Annotated in this window: 13 protein-coding genes; 7 read left to right on the top strand and 6 right to left on the bottom strand. The window is 40.5% G+C overall.

Annotation, left to right across the window (positions count from 1 at the left end):
• Window positions 1–29: 29 nt before the first annotated feature.
• From FO440_RS15445 to FO440_RS15435, 3 genes are all read left to right on the top strand, one after another.
• Window positions 30–791, top strand: coding sequence for a C1 family peptidase (locus FO440_RS15445; protein WP_144249196.1), 762 nt, complete (start codon window positions 30–32; stop codon window positions 789–791).
• A gap of 202 nt (window positions 792–993) precedes the next feature.
• Entirely contained in the window at window positions 994–2,730 is a 1,737-nt protein-coding gene (locus FO440_RS15440) for a phospho-sugar mutase (RefSeq protein ID WP_144249195.1), read from the top strand.
• A 149-nt stretch (window positions 2,731–2,879) separates the two neighbouring features.
• Entirely contained in the window at window positions 2,880–3,719 is an 840-nt protein-coding gene (locus tag FO440_RS15435) for a DUF2911 domain-containing protein (RefSeq protein ID WP_144249194.1), read from the top strand.
• A gap of 83 nt (window positions 3,720–3,802) precedes the next feature.
• On the opposite strand, the gene FO440_RS15430 is transcribed toward FO440_RS15435, so the two are convergent.
• The 6 genes from FO440_RS15430 to FO440_RS15405 all read right to left on the bottom strand — a co-directional run bounded on the left by FO440_RS15430 (window position 3,803) and on the right by FO440_RS15405 (window position 11,564).
• Window positions 3,803–4,879: a Gfo/Idh/MocA family protein gene (locus tag FO440_RS15430; RefSeq protein ID WP_144249193.1), complete on the bottom strand. Its 1,077-nt coding sequence runs from the start codon at window positions 4,877–4,879 to the stop codon at window positions 3,803–3,805.
• Between the two features lie 12 nt (window positions 4,880–4,891).
• A complete protein-coding gene (locus tag FO440_RS15425) occupies window positions 4,892–8,272 on the bottom strand; it encodes a DUF1080 domain-containing protein (RefSeq protein WP_144249192.1) in 3,381 nt (1,126 codons plus the stop codon).
• A 34-nt stretch (window positions 8,273–8,306) separates the two neighbouring features.
• Window positions 8,307–9,602 (bottom strand): Gfo/Idh/MocA family oxidoreductase, encoded by a 1,296-nt coding sequence (locus FO440_RS15420; protein WP_144249191.1) that lies wholly within the window; start codon window positions 9,600–9,602, stop codon window positions 8,307–8,309.
• A gap of 218 nt (window positions 9,603–9,820) precedes the next feature.
• A complete protein-coding gene (locus FO440_RS15415; RefSeq protein ID WP_144249190.1) occupies window positions 9,821–10,174 on the bottom strand; it encodes a hypothetical protein in 354 nt (117 codons plus the stop codon).
• Window positions 10,175–10,424: 250 nt separating this feature from the next.
• Window positions 10,425–10,844, bottom strand: a complete 420-nt coding sequence (locus FO440_RS15410) for a response regulator (RefSeq protein ID WP_144249189.1) — start codon at window positions 10,842–10,844, stop codon at window positions 10,425–10,427.
• Between the two features lie 168 nt (window positions 10,845–11,012).
• Complete coding sequence (locus tag FO440_RS15405; RefSeq protein WP_144249188.1) at window positions 11,013–11,564, bottom strand: RNA polymerase sigma-70 factor; 552 nt, start codon at window positions 11,562–11,564, stop codon at window positions 11,013–11,015.
• A 138-nt stretch (window positions 11,565–11,702) separates the two neighbouring features.
• Between FO440_RS15405 and FO440_RS15400 the strand changes: the two genes are divergently transcribed.
• The 4 genes from FO440_RS15400 (at window position 11,703) to FO440_RS15385 (ending at window position 19,018) form a co-directional block, all read left to right on the top strand.
• Window positions 11,703–12,806 (top strand): FecR family protein, encoded by a 1,104-nt coding sequence (locus tag FO440_RS15400; protein WP_144249187.1) that lies wholly within the window; start codon window positions 11,703–11,705, stop codon window positions 12,804–12,806.
• A gap of 199 nt (window positions 12,807–13,005) precedes the next feature.
• Window positions 13,006–16,413, top strand: a complete 3,408-nt coding sequence (locus FO440_RS15395) for a SusC/RagA family TonB-linked outer membrane protein (RefSeq protein WP_144249186.1) — start codon at window positions 13,006–13,008, stop codon at window positions 16,411–16,413.
• An 18-nt stretch (window positions 16,414–16,431) separates the two neighbouring features.
• Window positions 16,432–17,943, top strand: coding sequence for a RagB/SusD family nutrient uptake outer membrane protein (locus tag FO440_RS15390; RefSeq protein WP_144249185.1), 1,512 nt, complete (start codon window positions 16,432–16,434; stop codon window positions 17,941–17,943).
• Between the two features lie 22 nt (window positions 17,944–17,965).
• On the top strand, window positions 17,966–19,018 hold the full coding sequence (locus tag FO440_RS15385) for a LamG domain-containing protein (protein ID WP_186292699.1): 1,053 nt from the start codon (window positions 17,966–17,968) through the stop codon (window positions 19,016–19,018).
• The last annotated feature ends 22 nt before the right edge of the window (window positions 19,019–19,040 follow it).

Here is a 19,040-nt window from a genome sequence, read left to right as displayed (position 1 = left end):
AAACTTAATACCCAATAAAATCAATCATTATGGAACAAAGATCAATTACCAAATACGGTTATATACCGGATTTTGGCGACTTCCGCGATTTGCCTTATGTACCACCAACCGGGCTTAAGGTTCCAAAAAGCGCTGATGTGTTTAACCCGAAAAATCCCATTTTAGACCAGGGGCAATTAGGTTGCTGCACGGGTAACGGCGGAGCCAGGATACTAAGACAGGAAATTTTAAAACAGGGTTTAACAGATTTCGCACCAGCAAGATTGCAAATTTATTATGACGAGCGGGTTATTGAAGGTACTGTAAAAACGGATAGCGGCGCTCAAATAAGAGATTGTTTAAAAGTGTTAGCCAATAATGGTGCAGCCGACGAAAAGTTGTGGCCTTACGACATCGCTAAATTTAAAAAGAAGCCAGCCAAAGCGGTATATAAGTCGGCCCTTAAAAATAAAGCCATACAATATTTCAGGGTAGACAATACTAAAATTGGCGATTTGAAAGCTTGCCTTACAGAAGGTTATCCTATAATCATCGGGTTTAGTGTTTATTCAGAATTTGAGGGTGAAGATGCTGCTAAAACAGGTATAGTACCCATGCCAACCAAGAGCTCTAAACTGGTAGGTGGTCACTGCGTGGTACTTGAGGGTTTTGATGATACTAAAAGCGTGTGGATCTTAACTAACTCGTGGGGAGAAAACTGGGGTAACAAAGGAAGGTTTACTTTACCATATGAGTATCTTACCAATACCAATCTGGCAACTGATTTCTGGACAATCAGGCAAGCGTCTTAAATAGATATTAAAAGATCTGTAAGGAAATAATAATCGCTAATCATACTCTTTTTATATTTCAGGTTCGTGATAAGCTTGTAAGCTCGCCGCGGACCTGAAATAATAAGATCGGCCATGAAAGCAAATCTGCAAATATTTTTATTTATCACAACAATTCAGACAATAGTTTGTAATTTCCGCAGTATTATTTCCACTTTTAAAAATGCAGTCATTAGATCCAATAATCCTAAAAAAAGTAAACGTATGGCTTCAGGGAAGCTATGATACGGATGTAAAACAACAAATTCAGAAGCAGCTTGACGAAGGTGCTTTTATCGAGCTGACCGATGCTTTTTACCGCGACCTTGAATTTGGTACAGGCGGTTTGCGCGGCACTATGGGACCGGGTTCAAACCGTGTCAATAAATATACTATCGGCACTGCCACACAAGGGCTGGCCAATCACCTTAAAAAGAAATACCCCGGCGAAAAAGTAAGTGTAGCCATTGCGCATGATAGCCGTAATAACTCTGACCTGTTTGCCCGCATTACTGCCGAAGTATTTTCGGCCAACGGCATACATGTTTATTTTTTTAAAGAACTTAGGCCTACGCCCGAACTATCATTTGCCATCAGGCAATTGGGTTGCAAAAGTGGAGTAATGGTTACGGCATCTCATAACCCTAAAGAATATAACGGCTATAAGGCGTATGGTGCCGACGGTGGTCAGTTTGTACATCCTGAAGACACTGCAGTAATGGACGAAGTTGCTGCAATTAAAAGTATTGATGAGGTTAAATTTGACCGCGTTGACGAGAATATCGAATTGATCGGCGAAGAGATAGATAAATCATATCTTGAAAAAATCACGGCGCTGTCGGTTTCCAGTGATGCCATAAATCGCCAAAAAGATTTAAAAATCGTTTACTCGCCGATACACGGTACAGGTATTACGTTGGTGCCAAAAGCACTGAAAATGTTCGGTTTTGAAAATGTGATATTGGTTGACGAACAAACTACTCCGGATGGTAATTTCCCAACCGTTGTTTATCCAAACCCTGAAGAAAAAGAAGCTTTAACACTGGCTTTGAAAAAAGCGGCAGAAGTGGATGCCGACCTGGTACTGGCTACCGACCCTGACGCCGACCGTGTTGGTATTGCGGTAAAAAATACCGATAACGAGTTTATACTACTTAACGGCAACCAAACCGGCAGTATGCTGATCAATTACTTGTTAAGCGCCTGGGAAGAAGCAGGCAAATTAACAGGTAAAGAGTACATTGTAAAAACCATTGTAACCTCAAACCTGATAGATACCATTGCTGCGGCAAAAAATGTAAAATGCTTTAATACCTTAACCGGCTTTAAATACATCGGTGAGCTGATGACACAGCTTGAAGGCAAAGAAACCTTTATAGGCGGAGGCGAAGAAAGCTACGGTTACCTGATAGGCGAACTGGTACGTGACAAAGATGCGGTTGTTTCAAGCGCATTTATTGCAGAAATGACGGCTTATTACAAAGACCAGGGCAGCAGCTTATTTGAGGCATTACTTGAAACTTATGTTAAATACGGTTTCTTTAAAGAAAAACTGATCTCGATCACTAAAAAAGGTAAAACCGGTGCCGAGGATATCAAAGCTATGATGGAGACGTTCCGCACCAATCCGCCGGCAACTTTGGGTGGCTCAAAAGTGGTTACGCTGAAGGATTATGAGCGTCGTGTTGAAACCGACCTGACGAGTAATACAACTAAACCAATTGATCTGCCAAAATCAGATGTATTGCAATTTATTACCGAAGATGGCAGCATTATATCTGCCCGCCCATCAGGCACTGAACCTAAAATTAAATTTTATTGTAGTGTAAACGGTAAATTAAGCAGCACTGACAAATACAAAGAAACAGATCAGCAGCTTGAACAAAAGATAGATGCTATTATAAAAGACCTTGGCGTTTAACCCTGTCTGATATTAAATAAAAGCCGTCTCATAAGTAATTGTGAGGCGGTTTTTTATTTATGGTAGATATTATTCTGCAATACTACATCGCTAAAGTCATTAAAAGTATAGTCTTATTTAATAACTTAGCATTATTAAACCTGACAACAATGAAGAAGTTATACGTTTGTATCTGCGCGATTTTACTAATTATAACAGCAAAAAGCTATTCACAAATAACCCCGCAACCCAGTTCGGCCACAACAATTGTTCAGGGCTTTGGCCTTGGCAAGATTAATTTGACCTATTCACGCCCTAACGTAAAGGGCCGCAAAATATTTGGAGGCATGGAACCTTATGGGGCTGTTTGGCGTACAGGTGCTAACTCGGCAACGATAATAAAGTTTACGGATGATGTTACGATTGAGGGCCAAAAGGTACCTGCCGGCGAATATGGCTTTTTCAGTATACCGGACGAAAAGGAATGGACAATTATTTTTATTAAGCAAGCTAAACAATGGGGTGCCTATGCTTACAAAGAAGCCGATGATTTTTTACGGTTAAAAGTAAAAACCGAGCATCTGTCGGCTTTAACTGAAACCATGACGCTTACTTTTAACAATGTAACCCCTACTGCCTGCGATCTGCAAATGAAATGGGAACACAGCGGTTTTACCATTCACCTGGCAACAGATATTGATGCAAAAGTTATGGCGCGAATAGATTCGGCTATGAATACTGATAAGAAACCCTATTACGAGGCTATTATTTATTACTACAACAATAATAAAGATATGAACAAAGCCCTTGCCTGGGCTAACGAACTGGAGAAGAATAAAGCATTTTCGCCATACGTACCTAAACTATGGAAAGCGCGTGTACTGTTAAAAAAGGGTGACAAAGCTGCCGCAATAGCCACCGCACAGGAAGGTGTTAAGGCAGCAACCGAAGATAAAAGTGACGAGTATATACGGTTAAATACTGAAGTGATCGAACAAGCGAAGAAATAGTTAATTAGAGATTAGTAATCAGAAATATTAGTTACAAGTCATAAACCTTTTCTGATAACCAATTTAATATCTCATTAAAGATATTATAATTCCACAGCCTTACCGGTTTTCACCGATTCATCGCAGGCAAAAGCTATGCGCAAGCTGTTTATTGCGTCTGCCGTAGGGTCATCCAAATTCAGGTCTTCGCGGATGGCTTTCAGGAAAAAAACTTGTTCACGTTTACAAAGCTCTTGGTGGTCTGGCTCATCACGCAGATCTATCCACTCGTCTGCCTTAACAAATTCATCGTTTTTATCCAGGTCTGCATGGTGCACTTTTAAAGATTCTGTTTGCGTATGCGCATCTATCGAATCAGATTTACCTTCCTTAGTCGCCTCTTTAGCAACAATTGATACCGCTCCTTTTGGCCCGAAAACATCTTTAATAAAAAAAGCCGTTTCGCTTACCATTGGCCCCCATCCTGCTTCATACCACCCTATCGAGCCATCCTCAAAACGGATCTGTAATTGTCCGTAATTATAATTCCATGCGGGGATATCATCGGTAAGCCTTGCGCCTATCGCGCTTACCTGTAAAGGCTTTGAGCGTGTCATTTGGCACATTACATCAATATAATGTACCGCGCAATCTACTATGGGGCTAAGGCTATTCATCAGGTTACGATGCACGGTCCATTTAGAGCCATGGCTTTGTTGGTTAAGATTCATCCGCATAACAAGCGGCTTACCCATCTGCCTTGAGATCTCAATGAATTTTTCCCATGACGGATGATAGCGTAATATATAACCAACCACCAGTTTCTTACCTGCCTTTTCTGCAGCTTCAGCTACGCGTACTGCCCCTTCAACAGTATCGGCAAGCGGTTTTTCTATAAACACATGACATCCGCTTTCAAACGCCTTTATTGAAAATTCTTCATGAGTATCCGGGTATGTAGAAATACAAACAGCATCGGCCTTTGTAGTCGCCAGCGCTTCATCATAATCGTTAAATAAAGGATAGCCGCCACCTAATTTTTCATTCAACACTGCCTTACTATTTCCTGTAGATACTAATCCGCATATCTCAAATCCATCCAGATTATGGTAAGCTATGGCATGCGAAGCACCCATATTTCCGCACCCAACAACTAATACTTTTATATTTTTTTCAGACATTTTTATTATTCGTTATTTTTTGCCGCTCAGATCCTTCACCCTGATATTTCTGAATGATACCACATCGCCATGGCCCAGGAAGCCGATATGTCCACTATCACGCTGCAATCCGGGATGGGGTTTGCCATCAGCGGCACCATTCTTACGTGCTTCGGTAATATCGGCATCTAATATCGTGGTCCCGTTTAATATCACTTTTATCTTAGGGCCCTTTACAATTACGTCTTCATAGTTCCACTCACCTACCGGTTTTAGGTAGCCCCGTTTAGCCGATATGGTACCATAAATAGAGCCATGGTATTGGTATACATGCAAGTCCTTATACATCGGGTCTTCATTATCCAGTATTTGTAACTCCATACCTACATAAGCGGCATCGCCTTCAAGCGGTGCTCTGATACCTAAGCCATTGTTTGCGCCATGAGTCAACTTAAACTCAAAACGGTATTCAAAGTCGCTAAATTCTTCTTTGGTATATAAATTACCTCCCGATCCTTTTCCCGGCCTCGGGTGTATAACCATGTTGCCGCTATCAATGGTATAATCAACCGTATTACCTGTCCAGTTAAACATATTTGTGCCGTCAAACAGTACTTTAAAACCATCTTTTTGCTCTTCCTTGCTTAGCTCATAAGGTTTTACACTTGGTAATTCCTTTACGTAGAGATCACGGTAAGCCACCGGCGATCCATGGGCCTGCAGTTCTATTTGCTCTTCAGCAAATATAGGGATCTTTCTGTCCCAATAGTTTTCAAGAATGATATTGTCGGTTACCAGTTGGCCATTCAGGTAAACAGTAACTCTGTCGCCTTTCATGATGATATGAAAGTTATTCCATTCCCCCAGTTTATTATCGGCAACTTTTAACGGCTTACTTTCATTCACCTGGTTGTTGTATAAACCACCCGAACCTACTTGCGCGCCAACATTTCTGCGGGAAGTATCCCAGATCTGTACCTGTGGCGAACCGCGCAGATAAATACCTGCATCACCCTCGCCTTTATGATCGTCAATAATTTTCCAATCAACATACATTTCAAAGTCGCCGTATTTTTTCACGGTGCATAAGTTCTGGAAGCCTTTGCCTTCAAATAATAGTTCACCATTAATCGGTTTCCAGTCTACTTTGGCTTCGGCATCAGCTTTTTGCTGTTCGGCTGCAAGTTTTTTGGCATCCATCGCGGCACGTTTTATAGGGTCAGCTACCAAACCCTTCCAGCCGGTAAGATCCGTTCCGTTAAATAAAGAAACAAAACCTTCGCCCGGTTTCATATCAGCCAGGTATTTACGGATAGCATCTTTCTGCCTGCTGCCATTAATAACCTGAATAGTTTTGTTTAACAATGTTTTTATGACATCACCTTCATAAACACTATCCAGGGTAACAGTCATCACCGTACGGGCAGCTTGTTGTTGTAATTCAGGATCATCCAGGTATTTACCGGCAAAAATAATGGTGTTAAAACATTTAGCCTGCGCCATGTCTTTCAGGATCTGCTTTTTCTGTTCAGGGGTTTGCGCTACAGACATTGCATTGCGCAAAAGCAGCAATTGTTGTTCGTCCGGAACGACATCTTGTTCAGCCATGCGTAAATAACCATAAACAGCGCTGCTTTGAGCAGCCGGATCTTTGCTTTCACGTGCTATCTTTAATAGCTCTGCCGCGGCGCCATCATTAGGCCAAGCAGCTAAAGCTGCTAATGATACCTTTTGAGTTTCTGCATCGCCACTATCATAACCAGCGGTAACTATTTTCAAAGCTTTTTCGCCACCAAGACAGCCAAGAATTTTATAGAACAGTAACTTCTTATTTTGAGGGGCAGAAGCCATATGTTGAAGGGTAAGATCTACTTCTTTAGTATGGTCACCCTTACCGCCTAATGCAGCTATGATGGCATCTTGCACAGCTTCTTCATCCAATCCGTTAGTTTCATTAAGCAACGTAAATAGTTGAGGTGCGTTTTCTTTAACCACTACATGGGCAAGGGCCGCATAAGCGGCATGGCTGGTTCTTGAATTTTTACTTTTTAGCTGTTCAAAAATGGTGTTGATCTGTGAATTTGCAGCACGCGTGTCAAGAATGCCGATCAAAGCTACCTGCACACTCTGTTTAGCGGCAGGAATAGCGGCGGCAACTTGCGCGGCTACGGTAGCGCCTTTCATGTGAGATATTGCTTCTGTAATGACATCTATATCATCCGAATCGCCCTGCCCCATTAATTTGATCAGGTTACCTAATACTTCCTGCTGTCCTATGCTGACAGCGGTATTGACAGCGGCCTGTTTAACTTTAGGGTCTTTACTTTTAGCAAGCTCAAGGATGGCTGGTAACGCGCTTTTGGCGGTACTTTGACCGAACATATATAAGATATCGACTTTTGACTGATCATTTACACTGATCAGTTTTTTAACCCATAAACCGGTATTTGCGGGTGTCAGATAAGGAAGTGCTAACCGGAGTGCGGCTGCACGATATTGTGGGTCTGCACTGCCGGCGGCATTTAACAGTATCAGTTGCGGATTTGCAGCAGTTTTAACTAATAATTGCAAAGCATTAGCGCGGACATTTCCTGGGATTGCTGTTTTAGCTGTCAGGTTAGTTGCGATTTTTTTAGCTAATAAGGAATTGCCATTTTTTGTTAGTTGTTCGGCATAGATCAGGTATGATTTTGTTGCATTGGTGCTCTCATATTTATACCCGCATTTTTGAGCTGCTACAGCCATTACCGGTTCAGACGATGGAGAAGCGATATAAGCCAATGCATACAACGCGACTTTGGTAACTGATGGGTCATTACCCGTAGCTAATTTGTTAATTGGTGCCGCCGCCTCTTTTAAACGGCTATCGCCTAATGCTTCAATAATAAAAAGCCGGGCATTGCCACTTGATTTACTTAAAGCACTTAACAAAGCTGCTTTTGACGCAGGTGTATTGATCTTAACCAATGCCCGGGCGGCAGGATCAGCAAGATCATTATCTGTTAAATATGGTTTTAAACAAGCGATAGCATCATCCTTACCTACAATATCAAACTGGCTGATGATAAATGACTTATTCTGTTTGTCTGTTAGTTTTTGTAATGCCTTTATATAAGCATTAACACTCATTTTGCGCAGATCCTCTTTACCGGTTTGCGTTGCATAGGCAGAAAAACCGCCAACTGTATACTCAATGGAAGCGTTATTATCTTTACCCGGCGCTTTAAGGCCTTCTATAAGGGTTACATATCCATCTTCGCCCAGGCTGGCGATGTTTTCTACATTGTTTTTATATGCACCGGCATTATTTGCGGGCATTTGGGCAAGTACGGCGTCAATTTTATTATCCTGCGCATGAACCATATTTTGGAGCAAAGCAACAGCTAACGATATTAGGTATATTTTTTTTACCATTATGATAGTTTTGAAATAGTTATACTGAACTGCGTTAAATACTGAAAGGCGCGCGCATTACAGGATTGATCATCCGGTTTGCCGCATCATTATTTATAAATTCCAATTTCTCGGGATCAAATTTTAAAGACCTGCCTAATTTTAAGGCAATCATCCCCATGTTTACAATTGTACATGAACGGAAGGCATTCGCTTCGTTAAGTGCAAATTTTTGACGTGTTTTAACCGCGTCTGTAAAAACGGATAATTGCGGTGCGGGTTCAGGGAAGGCGGCCAGCTTACGTTCCAAATCAGGAATGTCAGATTTAAAACCCGGGTATAATTTACCTTTAGGGCCTTGAATATAAGGTACATCAATGTCTTTACCTTCGCCATCCAGTACAATCTGGCACCCGTCTGCATAGGTATAAGTTATTGTTCGCCATGTACCTACAGCATCTGTATGTTGTTGCGGGGCATCAACCTCTACAGATATAGGGCTTGTATCATCTTTTCCTAAAAAATATTGAACAGGGTCAATATAATGTTGCCCCATATCACTCAGGCCACCACCATCATAATCCCAATAACCACGAAATGTCTGGTGTGTACGATGTATATTATAAGGTTTATATTGCGCCGGCCCTAACCAGGTGTCGTAATCCAATTCGGGCGGTACCGGTTGTGGCTCAAGGTGGTCTTTGCCCACCCAGTAAAATTTCCAGTCGTAACCGGTATGTTTACCTACTGTGACTTTTAACGGCCAGCCCAACAACCCGCTATCTACTAATTTTTTGATCGGTTGCACGGTGGTACCCATACCATAGAATGCGTCTTTAAAACGAAACCACGTATTGATACGAAAGATCCTGCCTTGCCGCTCCATTGCTTCCTTTACACGTTTGCCCTCTCCTATGCTATGTGTCATGGGTTTTTCGCACCATACATCTTTTCCGGCATTGGCGGCATCAACACTGATGATACCGTGCCAGTGTGGTGGGGTTGCTATATGTACAATATCAACTTCGGGTAATAGTAACAGTTCCCGGTAATCGCCAAAAGTTTTAACGCCTTTAATTTTAAAGTCCTTATCTAATATCTCCACGCATTCGGCAAGATGTTTTTTATCAACATCGCAAATGGCGACAACACGTGTACCTTCATACTCAAAATGATTACGGCCCATACCACCAACACCAACAACGGCTTTAGTCAGCTGATCGCTTGGCGGTGTAAAGCCTGTACCACCCAATACATAACGTGGTACAATAGTGAAAGCGGCTACGCCAATTGCTGATTTTTTAATAAAATCCCTACGCGGGTTTGGGTTTTCCGTTTTTTTGGAGTTCATAGTTGCAGGTTTGGACAAAACAGTTAGGTACAAGGACAAGTATATACTATAGCTTGTATATACTTGTTATCGCTTATAAAGTTATGTAATTAATGCAAAAATGCAACAAATGGCAATATTTTATATGTTAACACAAATGAGGTTTGGTTAACAGGCAAGGTCAACTTTTATACGCGAAAGGTGCTGATCCAAATAAATAATAATTAAAAAGTCGGTGTTCAGGCAATTCTGTTTAAAACCGGAAGTCGTAATAAAAACCCCGCGATAATTGCCAGTATGGTAAAAGTGATGGAGAGGGTTAAAACCTTACTTGCTTTACTATAAAGTGCGCTTGATAGTAAATCATATTTTTGTTTAATAGTAAGGCTTGCCCTATCTATCTGAACTTCCAGGCGATCAAGTTCTGCATGGATGATGGCGATTTGGTTCTCTAATTTTACTTTGCTTAATCCGTCTAACTGATTGTAATACCTGCTTTTAAGAAACAAATAAAGATAAGCTGCAAATAAGCTGATTAAGCCAAATATAATTATCGGCAAATAATTGGTCAGGATAATTTCCCAATGTTTCATAATCGTAATTTTTCAAGGTATGGTATACCAAATATACATAGTGATTTTATACGCAACTTATTGATATCAAAAAAGTTACAGTAAAATATACCTTATCTGAGAGATAAAAAAATACCCCATTAAGCAATAAACGAAAACGAATTTGGTCTAATTTGAAGTATTAAGAAAGCTAATGATGTGTTTAATTAATATGGCTTACCACTAATTAAATTTATAATTAAACAACGATGTTCAAAATCTTACCTATTTTCTAAATTTCGGTCGATGAGGACTTAAAACCGGCAATTTCACGAAATTTGTCCATTGGGAGCGGTTTGAAAATATAATCAAGAACAAAGCCATAACTTAAGGCGCGTTGCTTATCATATTGCCTTACAGATGATGATACTATGTAAACAGCGATGTTTTTGCTCATACCTACTCTGAGTTCGTCGTAGGCATCTAAAAATACCCAACCATCATTTGAAGGCGGGATCTCTAAAAATAACACATCCGGAAGATTGGCTGTGTCACTTCGGTGTTCTTTTAAATAGCTGAGTAAATGATCTGCCTGTGTATAAAAATAGATCCCTTTATAATCATTTCTTTTATTGGCAAAAGTCAGGATGCGGTGAAAAATCACATCATAGTCAAGCACAAACAAAATTTTCTTAGTTGATAAGCTATTCATGGGTTGCCTTGAAGCTAATAAACGAAATATTTTATTATTAAGGTGAATCATAATATCAACATTGGTGTATTTTCCCACAAAATAGCTTAGCCGCAGTTATTTAATAAGCCGAATATTGCTGCACTTGTTATTATTAATAATAAGTTTTTTTATTTATGCCGGTTAAAATTAAAGCGTATCGCTTTTCCTGATAGCTACTGATATTTTTTTTATAGCTATGGTTAATTGATTCTCGACAGTTTTTACAGATATATTTAAAAGTGCAGCCACCTCTTTATATTTCATGCCATCATCCTTAATAAGCTTAAATATGAGTTTGCACTTTAAAGGCAGATTATTGATGAAACCATTTAAGGCTTCTACCTTTTCTTTACTGATCATTACACTTTCAGGATCGACAGATGTGTAAGCAGTTTTATTATACAAAACGTCATCATCTACATAAACATGCTTGCCTTGTTTTCTCAGATAATTAAGCGACAGGTTTTTTACCGATACATACAGGTAGGTATTTAAATTTTCTATCTCATGAAACGAGCTTCTTTTTTTCCAGAGATTGATCAATACATCGTGTACAATTTCTTCGGCCGATTCGCGACAGTGCACAATTGAAATGGTGAACCTGTATAATTTTACAAAATACTCCCTATACAGTTCTTTAAAGACCTGTTCATCCTGCAATGCAGAATGACTTAATTCTTCATGAAGTATAACTTGCATAGGAGCTGCACGGTTTATAAGAGAAAATAAAGGTATGGTATTTATTCAATAAACCAACCCGGGTAAAAAACGTTTTAATTTTAAATAAAATATTTTTTGTTTGGGGGTATTTTGATTTTTCTGTGTCTTAATAATATTATGACATCAGAAGAAAGAGTTTGGTTTTTAATAGCACGTTCTGTATCGGGTGATATCTCACCTGAAGAAGCTAATGAGCTGGAACTTATTTTTCTTGCTCAACCCGAATTGCGGGATGATCATGATAATATTAAACGCTTAAAACTGGATACACCGGTAGCTGCCTCCATTGAAGAGCGCGGTGCGCTTGAGAGAGGTTTGAAAAAGCTGGACTATTCATTAACCAACGAAGGCAGATTTATAGAAAGGCATATTTTCAACCACGAACCCACTCCGCTAAACGGCAAGCGCATAACCTGGTGGATGGTTGCGGCATCATTACTGGTGTTATTTACAGCCGGGACGATACTGTTAAAGCGTTTTAAAACCATACCGGCAAATCCGCAACAGCAATTAGTGGCAACGCACTATGGTAAACGCATACATACTACCCTGCCTGATGGTACTACAGTTTGGTTAAATTCAGGTTCCACAATAAAATATGCGGAAAACCTGGTGATTAACGGAAAAAGAGAAGTGACCTTAAATGGAGAAGCTTATTTTGATGTTAAGCATGACACAGAACACCCCTTTATTGTACATGCAGGTAAGCTGAATGTGGTGGTTTTAGGCACCGCCTTTAATGTTAAAGCTTACCAGGGTGATGCTTATATGGAAACGACGCTTATCCGCGGAAAAGTTGAGGTTTTAAACAGTGATAAACCCGGAGATAATGTGATCTTATATCCAAACGAAAAGGTTACCATCGGTACAAATGCCGCTGTATCATTTAAAACAAAACTTGCGGTTAAAAACAAGCTGATTGATTCTGTTTCAACAACTACCGACAAAACAACTTTATTGCCGCAACTACCGGATGCTGCCATCACTGAAACAGCTTGGGTAAGCGATAAGCTGATATTTAAAAAAGAGAACTTTAGCGACCTTGCCAGGCAACTGGAACGCTGGTATAATGTTGAAATAAAATTTGATAATGATAACTATTCAGCAAAACAGTTTACAGGCGCCTTTAAAGATGAAGATATTAACGAAGTAATGCGCGATCTGCAATTTACCGAGCCATTTCATTATAATATAAAAAACAACCAAATACACATATGGTAACCAGCCATATAACCATAAACTTAAAGGAGAAGAAAGGAAAAAACACATGACGTAAATTTATTTTCACGACAGCTTTTTAACCTCAAAAAAATAAGGAAGTGCGGGAACACTTCCTCTATTGGGGTTATCCGATGCTACCCAAATATCTGACTGGATACCAGGCTTTTTTAGATTTTATTAACCTCAACAATTCAAAAGTATGAAAAAAACTTTAAGTTATTTCATTGACCCTGCTATTGGCAAAAAAATACTATTGTGTGTGAAACTAACAACATTCTTTATACTTATCGCCTTAATGCATGTTTCTGCGGCGGTACGCTCACAAGACAAATTAGACCTAACTGTAAAAAACGTCAAGTTCGACAAGCTATTCGAGATGCTTGAACAAAAAAGCAGTTATACATTCTTATATAACAACCAGGCCATAGCCCAAAGGAAAGTAACTATCGATGTTAAAGATGTTACCGTACCTCAAATTCTGGATAACGCTTTTAAAAATACAGGCTTATCATTCAGGATATTAAATAATAACCTTATTGTGATAACCCGGCAATCTGCCCCGCAAACGGCCGATATTACCATAAAGGGTAAGGTAGTAGATACGAAGGGCGAACCCCTACCGGGCGCAACTATAGCTATTAAGAACGGCAGCTCGATAACGCAAACCGACGCGGATGGAAATTTTACCGTTACCGTTCCCGACAATACCATATTGGTAGTTACCTATATCGGCTTTAAAACGCAGGAAGTTGAAACCGCGGGCAAGTCGGCGATCACTATTACCCTTACTGAAGATGCCGGTAATTTAAATGAGGTAATTGTTACTGGCTACGGCACACAACGCAAAAAAGATCTTACCGGTGCGGTTTCTGTTATCAGCACAAAAGACCTTGCAGGTATACCTGTTGGTGGTGTTGACCAAATCATTCAGGGTAAAGCGGCAGGTGTTACCGTAACACAAAACAATGGTGCTCCCGGCGGTGGCATTAGTGTACAGGTACGTGGCTTAAACACTATTAATGGCATAACCCCACTTTATATAATTGATGGTGTGCCGGTTGCGAATAGTCCTGTATCAACTACCAATGGCAATCAATTAAGCGGTATTGACCAGCTAGCACCAGACGATATTGAAAGTATCAATATTTTGAAAGATGCATCGTCTGCAGCCATATATGGTGCCCGTGCCGCCGGCGGCGTGGTTATTATTACTACCAAACATGGCAGCGAGGGTAAAGCTAAATTAAGTGTAAATGCCTATACCGGCGTACAATCGGCCACGCATTTAATTAAAATGGCCAACAATGCGCAATACGTAAGCGCATATAATATGGCAGCAAAAAATGATGGGCGGCCTGGTATTTCCGATAGCCTTGCCGCTACGCTGTCTGATGTGAACTGGCTAAAAAAACTGTTGCGGCCTGCACCGGTAACAAATATCAATTTATCAGTAAGCGGAGGCAATGCCACTTCAAATTATATTGTTTCGGGTAACGTTTTCAGTCAAAATGGTTTGATAGAAAACTCATCTTTCAGGCGCTACAACCTACGTACAGCAATCAATAGCAGCCCTACAAAATATTTAAAATTTGGCACCAATTTAAACCTGGTTTATGAGAAAACCCGCGTGGTTGGTTCGTCAGGTGATGGCTTTACCGGCGCACAACCAAGTGTAGTACGTTATGCTTTGTTCCGCACGCCGGGTACGCCTGTTTACGGACCCAACGGGCAGTTTGTAGATTTACCTAAGCAAAACGCAACTTTAGGTAATTTTTTAGGCGATGGCATTAACCCCATACAGTTAGCGGCTTCTACAGATGATAATCATTATAACTACTCGGTATTAGGGGATGTTTTTGGTGAATTAACACCTATAAAAAACTTAAGAATCAAATCTGATTTGGGCGTAAACCTGAGGCAAGTAAATTATAAGCAGTTTTTTGGAACGTACGGCGCTGACAGAAGTTTCAACACCCCGGCGTCACTGGCTCAAACGCAAACACTCGACTTTACTTACAACTGGACAAATACCGCAAATTATGATTTAAAGCTGGATAAACATGATTTCAGCTTTATTGTAGGTACAGAAACAGTTGTAGAGGATGTACAAGACTTGAGTGCGTCTCGTGTAGGTTTTGTAAACCAAACTCCTGATTTTCAATACCTGAGTTTGGGTGGCTTAGCCGGTATGCAAAATGGCGGTATTGAAAGTTCTCACAGCCTTTCTTCTTTATTTGGGCGTGTAAATTATCAGTATAATAATAAATACCTGGCCAGTTTCAATTACCGTTGGGATGCTTCATCTAAATTAGACCCAACAAACCGCTCAAAATCGGTTTATTCGGGCTCATTAGGCTGGCGCATTGACCAGGAAGATTTTATGAAAGATATAAAGCCAATATCAAACCTTAAATTGAGGGTTGACGTAGGCCAATTGGGTAATGAACAGGCTTTGAATGATTACCCATACCTGTCAACCTTTTTCGGCAATTATTACTATCCTTTTAACAGTGTGACCAATCAGGGTTCTACTATTGGCGCTATTGGTAACCCAAAGATCCAGTGGGAAGTCACCACTCAACAGGACATTGGTTTAGACATAGGTTTGTTTAACAGCGCCTTGCAAATAACTGCCGACTATTATATAAAAAACACCAACAATGTATTACTGCCACTGCAATTACCAAGCAGCGCCGGGCAAGCTTCCGCTCCATTTATTAATGCGGGTAAAGTGCGTGACCAGGGATTTGAGTTGGATATAAACTATCGTACTAAGATAGGTAATGATTGGAATATAGGTATTAATGGTAACCTGGCAACAGAGAAAAATGAGGTCGTTTCTTTAGGTGGCAACCCATCCCTTCCTGGTGGCCGCATAGATAATGGTGTTTTTGCCACGCGTACAGATGTTGGCCATCCCATAGGTTCATTTTACTTGTTACAACAGGAAGGTATTTTCCAAAATACTCAGCAAATTTTTACACACGCTTACCAGGGCCCGGGAGTACGCCCAGGCGACGTGATGTATAAAGACGTGAACGGTGACGGTGTTATTGATGGAAATGACCGTGTTTTTGCCGGTAGCGCTATCCCTAAATTAACCTATGGCTTAACCACCAATGTCAGTTATAAAAACTGGGATCTGAGCGTATTCTTCCAGGGCGTTTATGGCAATAAAATATACGACCAGGTAATGACCGAATTAGAAGGTTTTTATCGTCCGTTTAACATCACCCAAGCCACTGCCACTCAAAGCTGGACAGGCCCGGGCACAAGCAATAGCAATCCTTTACTGTCATGGTCTGATGCCGCTAACAATAAGCAACCATCAACCCGTTTTTTAGAAAGTGGTTCATATTTAAAGCTTAAGAATGTACAATTAGGTTATAGGTTAGGTAAAAACGCTTTAAAACCGCTCGGGTTATCGTCTGTGCGGATATATGTAAGCGGGCAAAACCTGCTCACTTTTACCAAATACAAAGGCCTTGATCCGGAACAATACTTCAATGATAATAACGCAGGCGACAACACCAGAGGCGTAGGAATTGATTGGGGTACCTATCCGTCGGCACTCATATTAACAGCCGGTATCAACGCAAATTTCTAACCTTTAATTTACAGAAAGATGAAAACAAAACATAACCTCTATATATTTTTGGTTGCCTCCCTGCTTATTATTGCTACGGGTTGCAAAAAGGTATTAGACCAATCTATAAAGGGTCAATACACCGACAAGAATTTCTTTAACAGTGATGCTAATACGCTGTTGGCAATAAATGCTGCCTACACGCCTTTAAGTTTTACGGATGCATCCTCAAATACAATTTGGGTTTTGGGGGATGTAGCCTCTGACGATGCCATAAAAGGCGGAAGTGCGGGCGATCAGGCTGATTTTCAATTGATCAATGATTTTAATATCACGCCGATAAATTCTGCTGTCGAAGGTTTGTGGAAAAGGTACTATCAGGGCATTTTTGCCTGCAATGTGGTTACTGATGGATTAACATCAGGAAATGCAACCGGGATAAGCGCGACGGTAAAAACACAGGCTTTGGCGCAAGCTAAATTTTTAAGAGCCTATTACTATTTTGTCCTTACTACCACTTATGGTAATATCCCACTCCATTTAACGGTTGAGACACCTTTGGAGGCACAAAAACCAATATCACCCCAAGCTACCGTTTACGCACAAATTGAAAAAGATTGTACAGATGCAGCGGCTGACCTGCCAACCACGCAAACAGGGGGCGATATTGGCCGCGCTACAAAAGGTGCGGCATTAGCCCTTTTAGCAAAAACTTATTTGTTTGAGCAAAAATGGGCTTTGGCTGCATCAACGGCAAAAGCAGTTGATGATCTGAATGTTTATAGCTTGTTGCAGGTGTTTGCAGATAATTTTCGCGCAGCTACAAAAAACAATAATGAAGCCGTATTTACCGTGATGCACCAAACCGGTTTAACACCCTTTCAGGGTAATACGCTTAACCAATGGTTTGCACCACGCACAATTAACGGCTATGGTTTCTTTTATCCAACTCAAAGCCTTGTAAGTAATTTTGAAAAATCGCCGGGCGGGGTTGATGATCCACGTTTGGATTATACTGTAGCCCGCGCCGGCCATCCATATTTTGACAGTACATTTGATCCGAGCTGGACAAGCACCGGCTATCTCAGCAAAAAAGACTGTCAACCTTTATCAGAAATTGCAACAAATATCAAAGGCGATGGTAATTTAAACTATCCTGCAATCCGTTTTGCTGATGTGTTGTTAATTGAAGCCGAGGCTTTAAATGAAGCCGGTAGTAGTGCCCAGGCGTTAGCTCCACTTAATCGTGTGAGAAAACGCGCCCGTGAAAGTTATTTGTACGACAATACTTTACCTGGTTTTGGTACTGTACCTGCAGGCCTACTACCTGATATTACTACGACAGATCAGTCGCAGTTACGCGACATTATCCGCAGAGAAAGACGTTCTGAATTGGCGCTTGAATTTCATCGCTTCTTTGATATTATTCGTTATGGATCTGCTTATGCCAACTCGGCTTTGTCAGATGTGCCGTTATTTAATTATAACACCAATAAATATTTCCCTATCCCGCAAAGCGAAAGAGATAGTAACCCGAAATTAGGCTTGTAACACGTTTTAATTAAAAATGAACATGAAACGACTAACCAAATTGATAAAAGCTGTTATGTTATTGACGGCTGTAATAATATTGACCCAATCTTGTAAAAAGAATGAGGATTCACGTAATACTAATTCTGATAAAGCAAAACTTAGCTTACAAATAGATTCGGCAAACACTTTGTACAATAGTGCTACTGAAGGAAAGCAAGCCGGTGACTATGCAACAGGCTCAAAAGCTACGCTTAAACAAGCTATAGACCTGGCAACTCAAGTTAAAACAGGTGCATTTACCCAGCAAGAGGTAAATAATGCAAACGCCAATCTTATACGTGCCGAGATTGCATTTAAGAACAAGTTGATACTCGAGGTATCTCCTGAAAACCTGGTTGCGTATTGGAAATTTGACGGCGACGTTACCGATGCCTCAGGCAATGGCCATAACGGTGCACTAAAGACCAATTACATTGGTGCAACTGCTGCTGCTGCAACTGACGGAGGTACTGTACCCATACTTACTACTGACAGGTACGGCGCTGCAAACAAAGCCTATGCATTTGATAAAGGGGCATATGTTGAAATACCTTATAATAATTCATTGTATCCAAGTAGTTTTTCCATAAGCGTATGGGTTAAACCAACTGTAGCAAGTAATGGTAATTACATTTTCTCTGTCGATCATTACTTTGGCTATAAGTTCCAGTTACAAGGCAACAACTTTCCATTCCTGACTGTGTCAACCGATGCCGGTATACATGATGTTGATGATAATCCCGGCGCTGTGCAGCTAAATACCTGGAGCCAATTGATCGTTACCTTCACCCCTGGTACCATTGTTTTTTACATCAACGGCAAATTAGTAAAAAGCGTAACTACTACCGGTAATTTGATAGCGCCAAAAACTATCGTAAATGTCTGTATCGGTAATGAACTACCAAAAACTGCTTATAACTTTAGCGATACCTCAAACCCCAACTATTTTTATGGCGCCAGTTATTTCCAGGGATCGTTAGACGATATTCGCCTTTACAATAAAGTATTGAGCGATGCAGAGGTTAATTCACTTTATGTGATGGAACAGCCATAATAAATTAATTAGCATACACATA

This window comes from Mucilaginibacter corticis (assembly GCF_007558865.1).
Taxonomy (GTDB): Bacteria; Bacteroidota; Bacteroidia; order Sphingobacteriales; family Sphingobacteriaceae; genus Mucilaginibacter; species Mucilaginibacter corticis.
The sequence above is the reverse complement of the archived record's forward strand: the minus strand, read 5'-3'. Positions and strand labels throughout refer to the sequence as shown.

What these genes read in the sequence shown, in the direction of transcription:
- FO440_RS15445 (WP_144249196.1), top strand. Translation starts at nt 30, where the DNA reads ATGGAACAAAGATCAATTACCAAATACGGTTATATACCGGATTTTGGC.
- FO440_RS15440 (WP_144249195.1), top strand. Translation starts at nt 994, where the DNA reads ATGCAGTCATTAGATCCAATAATCCTAAAAAAAGTAAACGTATGGCTT.
- FO440_RS15435 (WP_144249194.1), top strand. Translation starts at nt 2,880, where the DNA reads ATGAAGAAGTTATACGTTTGTATCTGCGCGATTTTACTAATTATAACA.
- FO440_RS15430 (WP_144249193.1), bottom strand. Translation starts at nt 4,879, where the DNA reads ATGTCTGAAAAAAATATAAAAGTATTAGTTGTTGGGTGCGGAAATATG.
- FO440_RS15425 (WP_144249192.1), bottom strand. Translation starts at nt 8,272, where the DNA reads ATGGTAAAAAAAATATACCTAATATCGTTAGCTGTTGCTTTGCTCCAA.
- FO440_RS15420 (WP_144249191.1), bottom strand. Translation starts at nt 9,602, where the DNA reads ATGAACTCCAAAAAAACGGAAAACCCAAACCCGCGTAGGGATTTTATT.
- FO440_RS15415 (WP_144249190.1), bottom strand. Translation starts at nt 10,174, where the DNA reads ATGAAACATTGGGAAATTATCCTGACCAATTATTTGCCGATAATTATA.
- FO440_RS15410 (WP_144249189.1), bottom strand. Translation starts at nt 10,844, where the DNA reads ATGAATAGCTTATCAACTAAGAAAATTTTGTTTGTGCTTGACTATGAT.
- FO440_RS15405 (WP_144249188.1), bottom strand. Translation starts at nt 11,564, where the DNA reads ATGCAAGTTATACTTCATGAAGAATTAAGTCATTCTGCATTGCAGGAT.
- FO440_RS15400 (WP_144249187.1), top strand. Translation starts at nt 11,703, where the DNA reads ATGACATCAGAAGAAAGAGTTTGGTTTTTAATAGCACGTTCTGTATCG.
- FO440_RS15395 (WP_144249186.1), top strand. Translation starts at nt 13,006, where the DNA reads ATGAAAAAAACTTTAAGTTATTTCATTGACCCTGCTATTGGCAAAAAA.
- FO440_RS15390 (WP_144249185.1), top strand. Translation starts at nt 16,432, where the DNA reads ATGAAAACAAAACATAACCTCTATATATTTTTGGTTGCCTCCCTGCTT.
- FO440_RS15385 (WP_186292699.1), top strand. Translation starts at nt 17,966, where the DNA reads ATGAAACGACTAACCAAATTGATAAAAGCTGTTATGTTATTGACGGCT.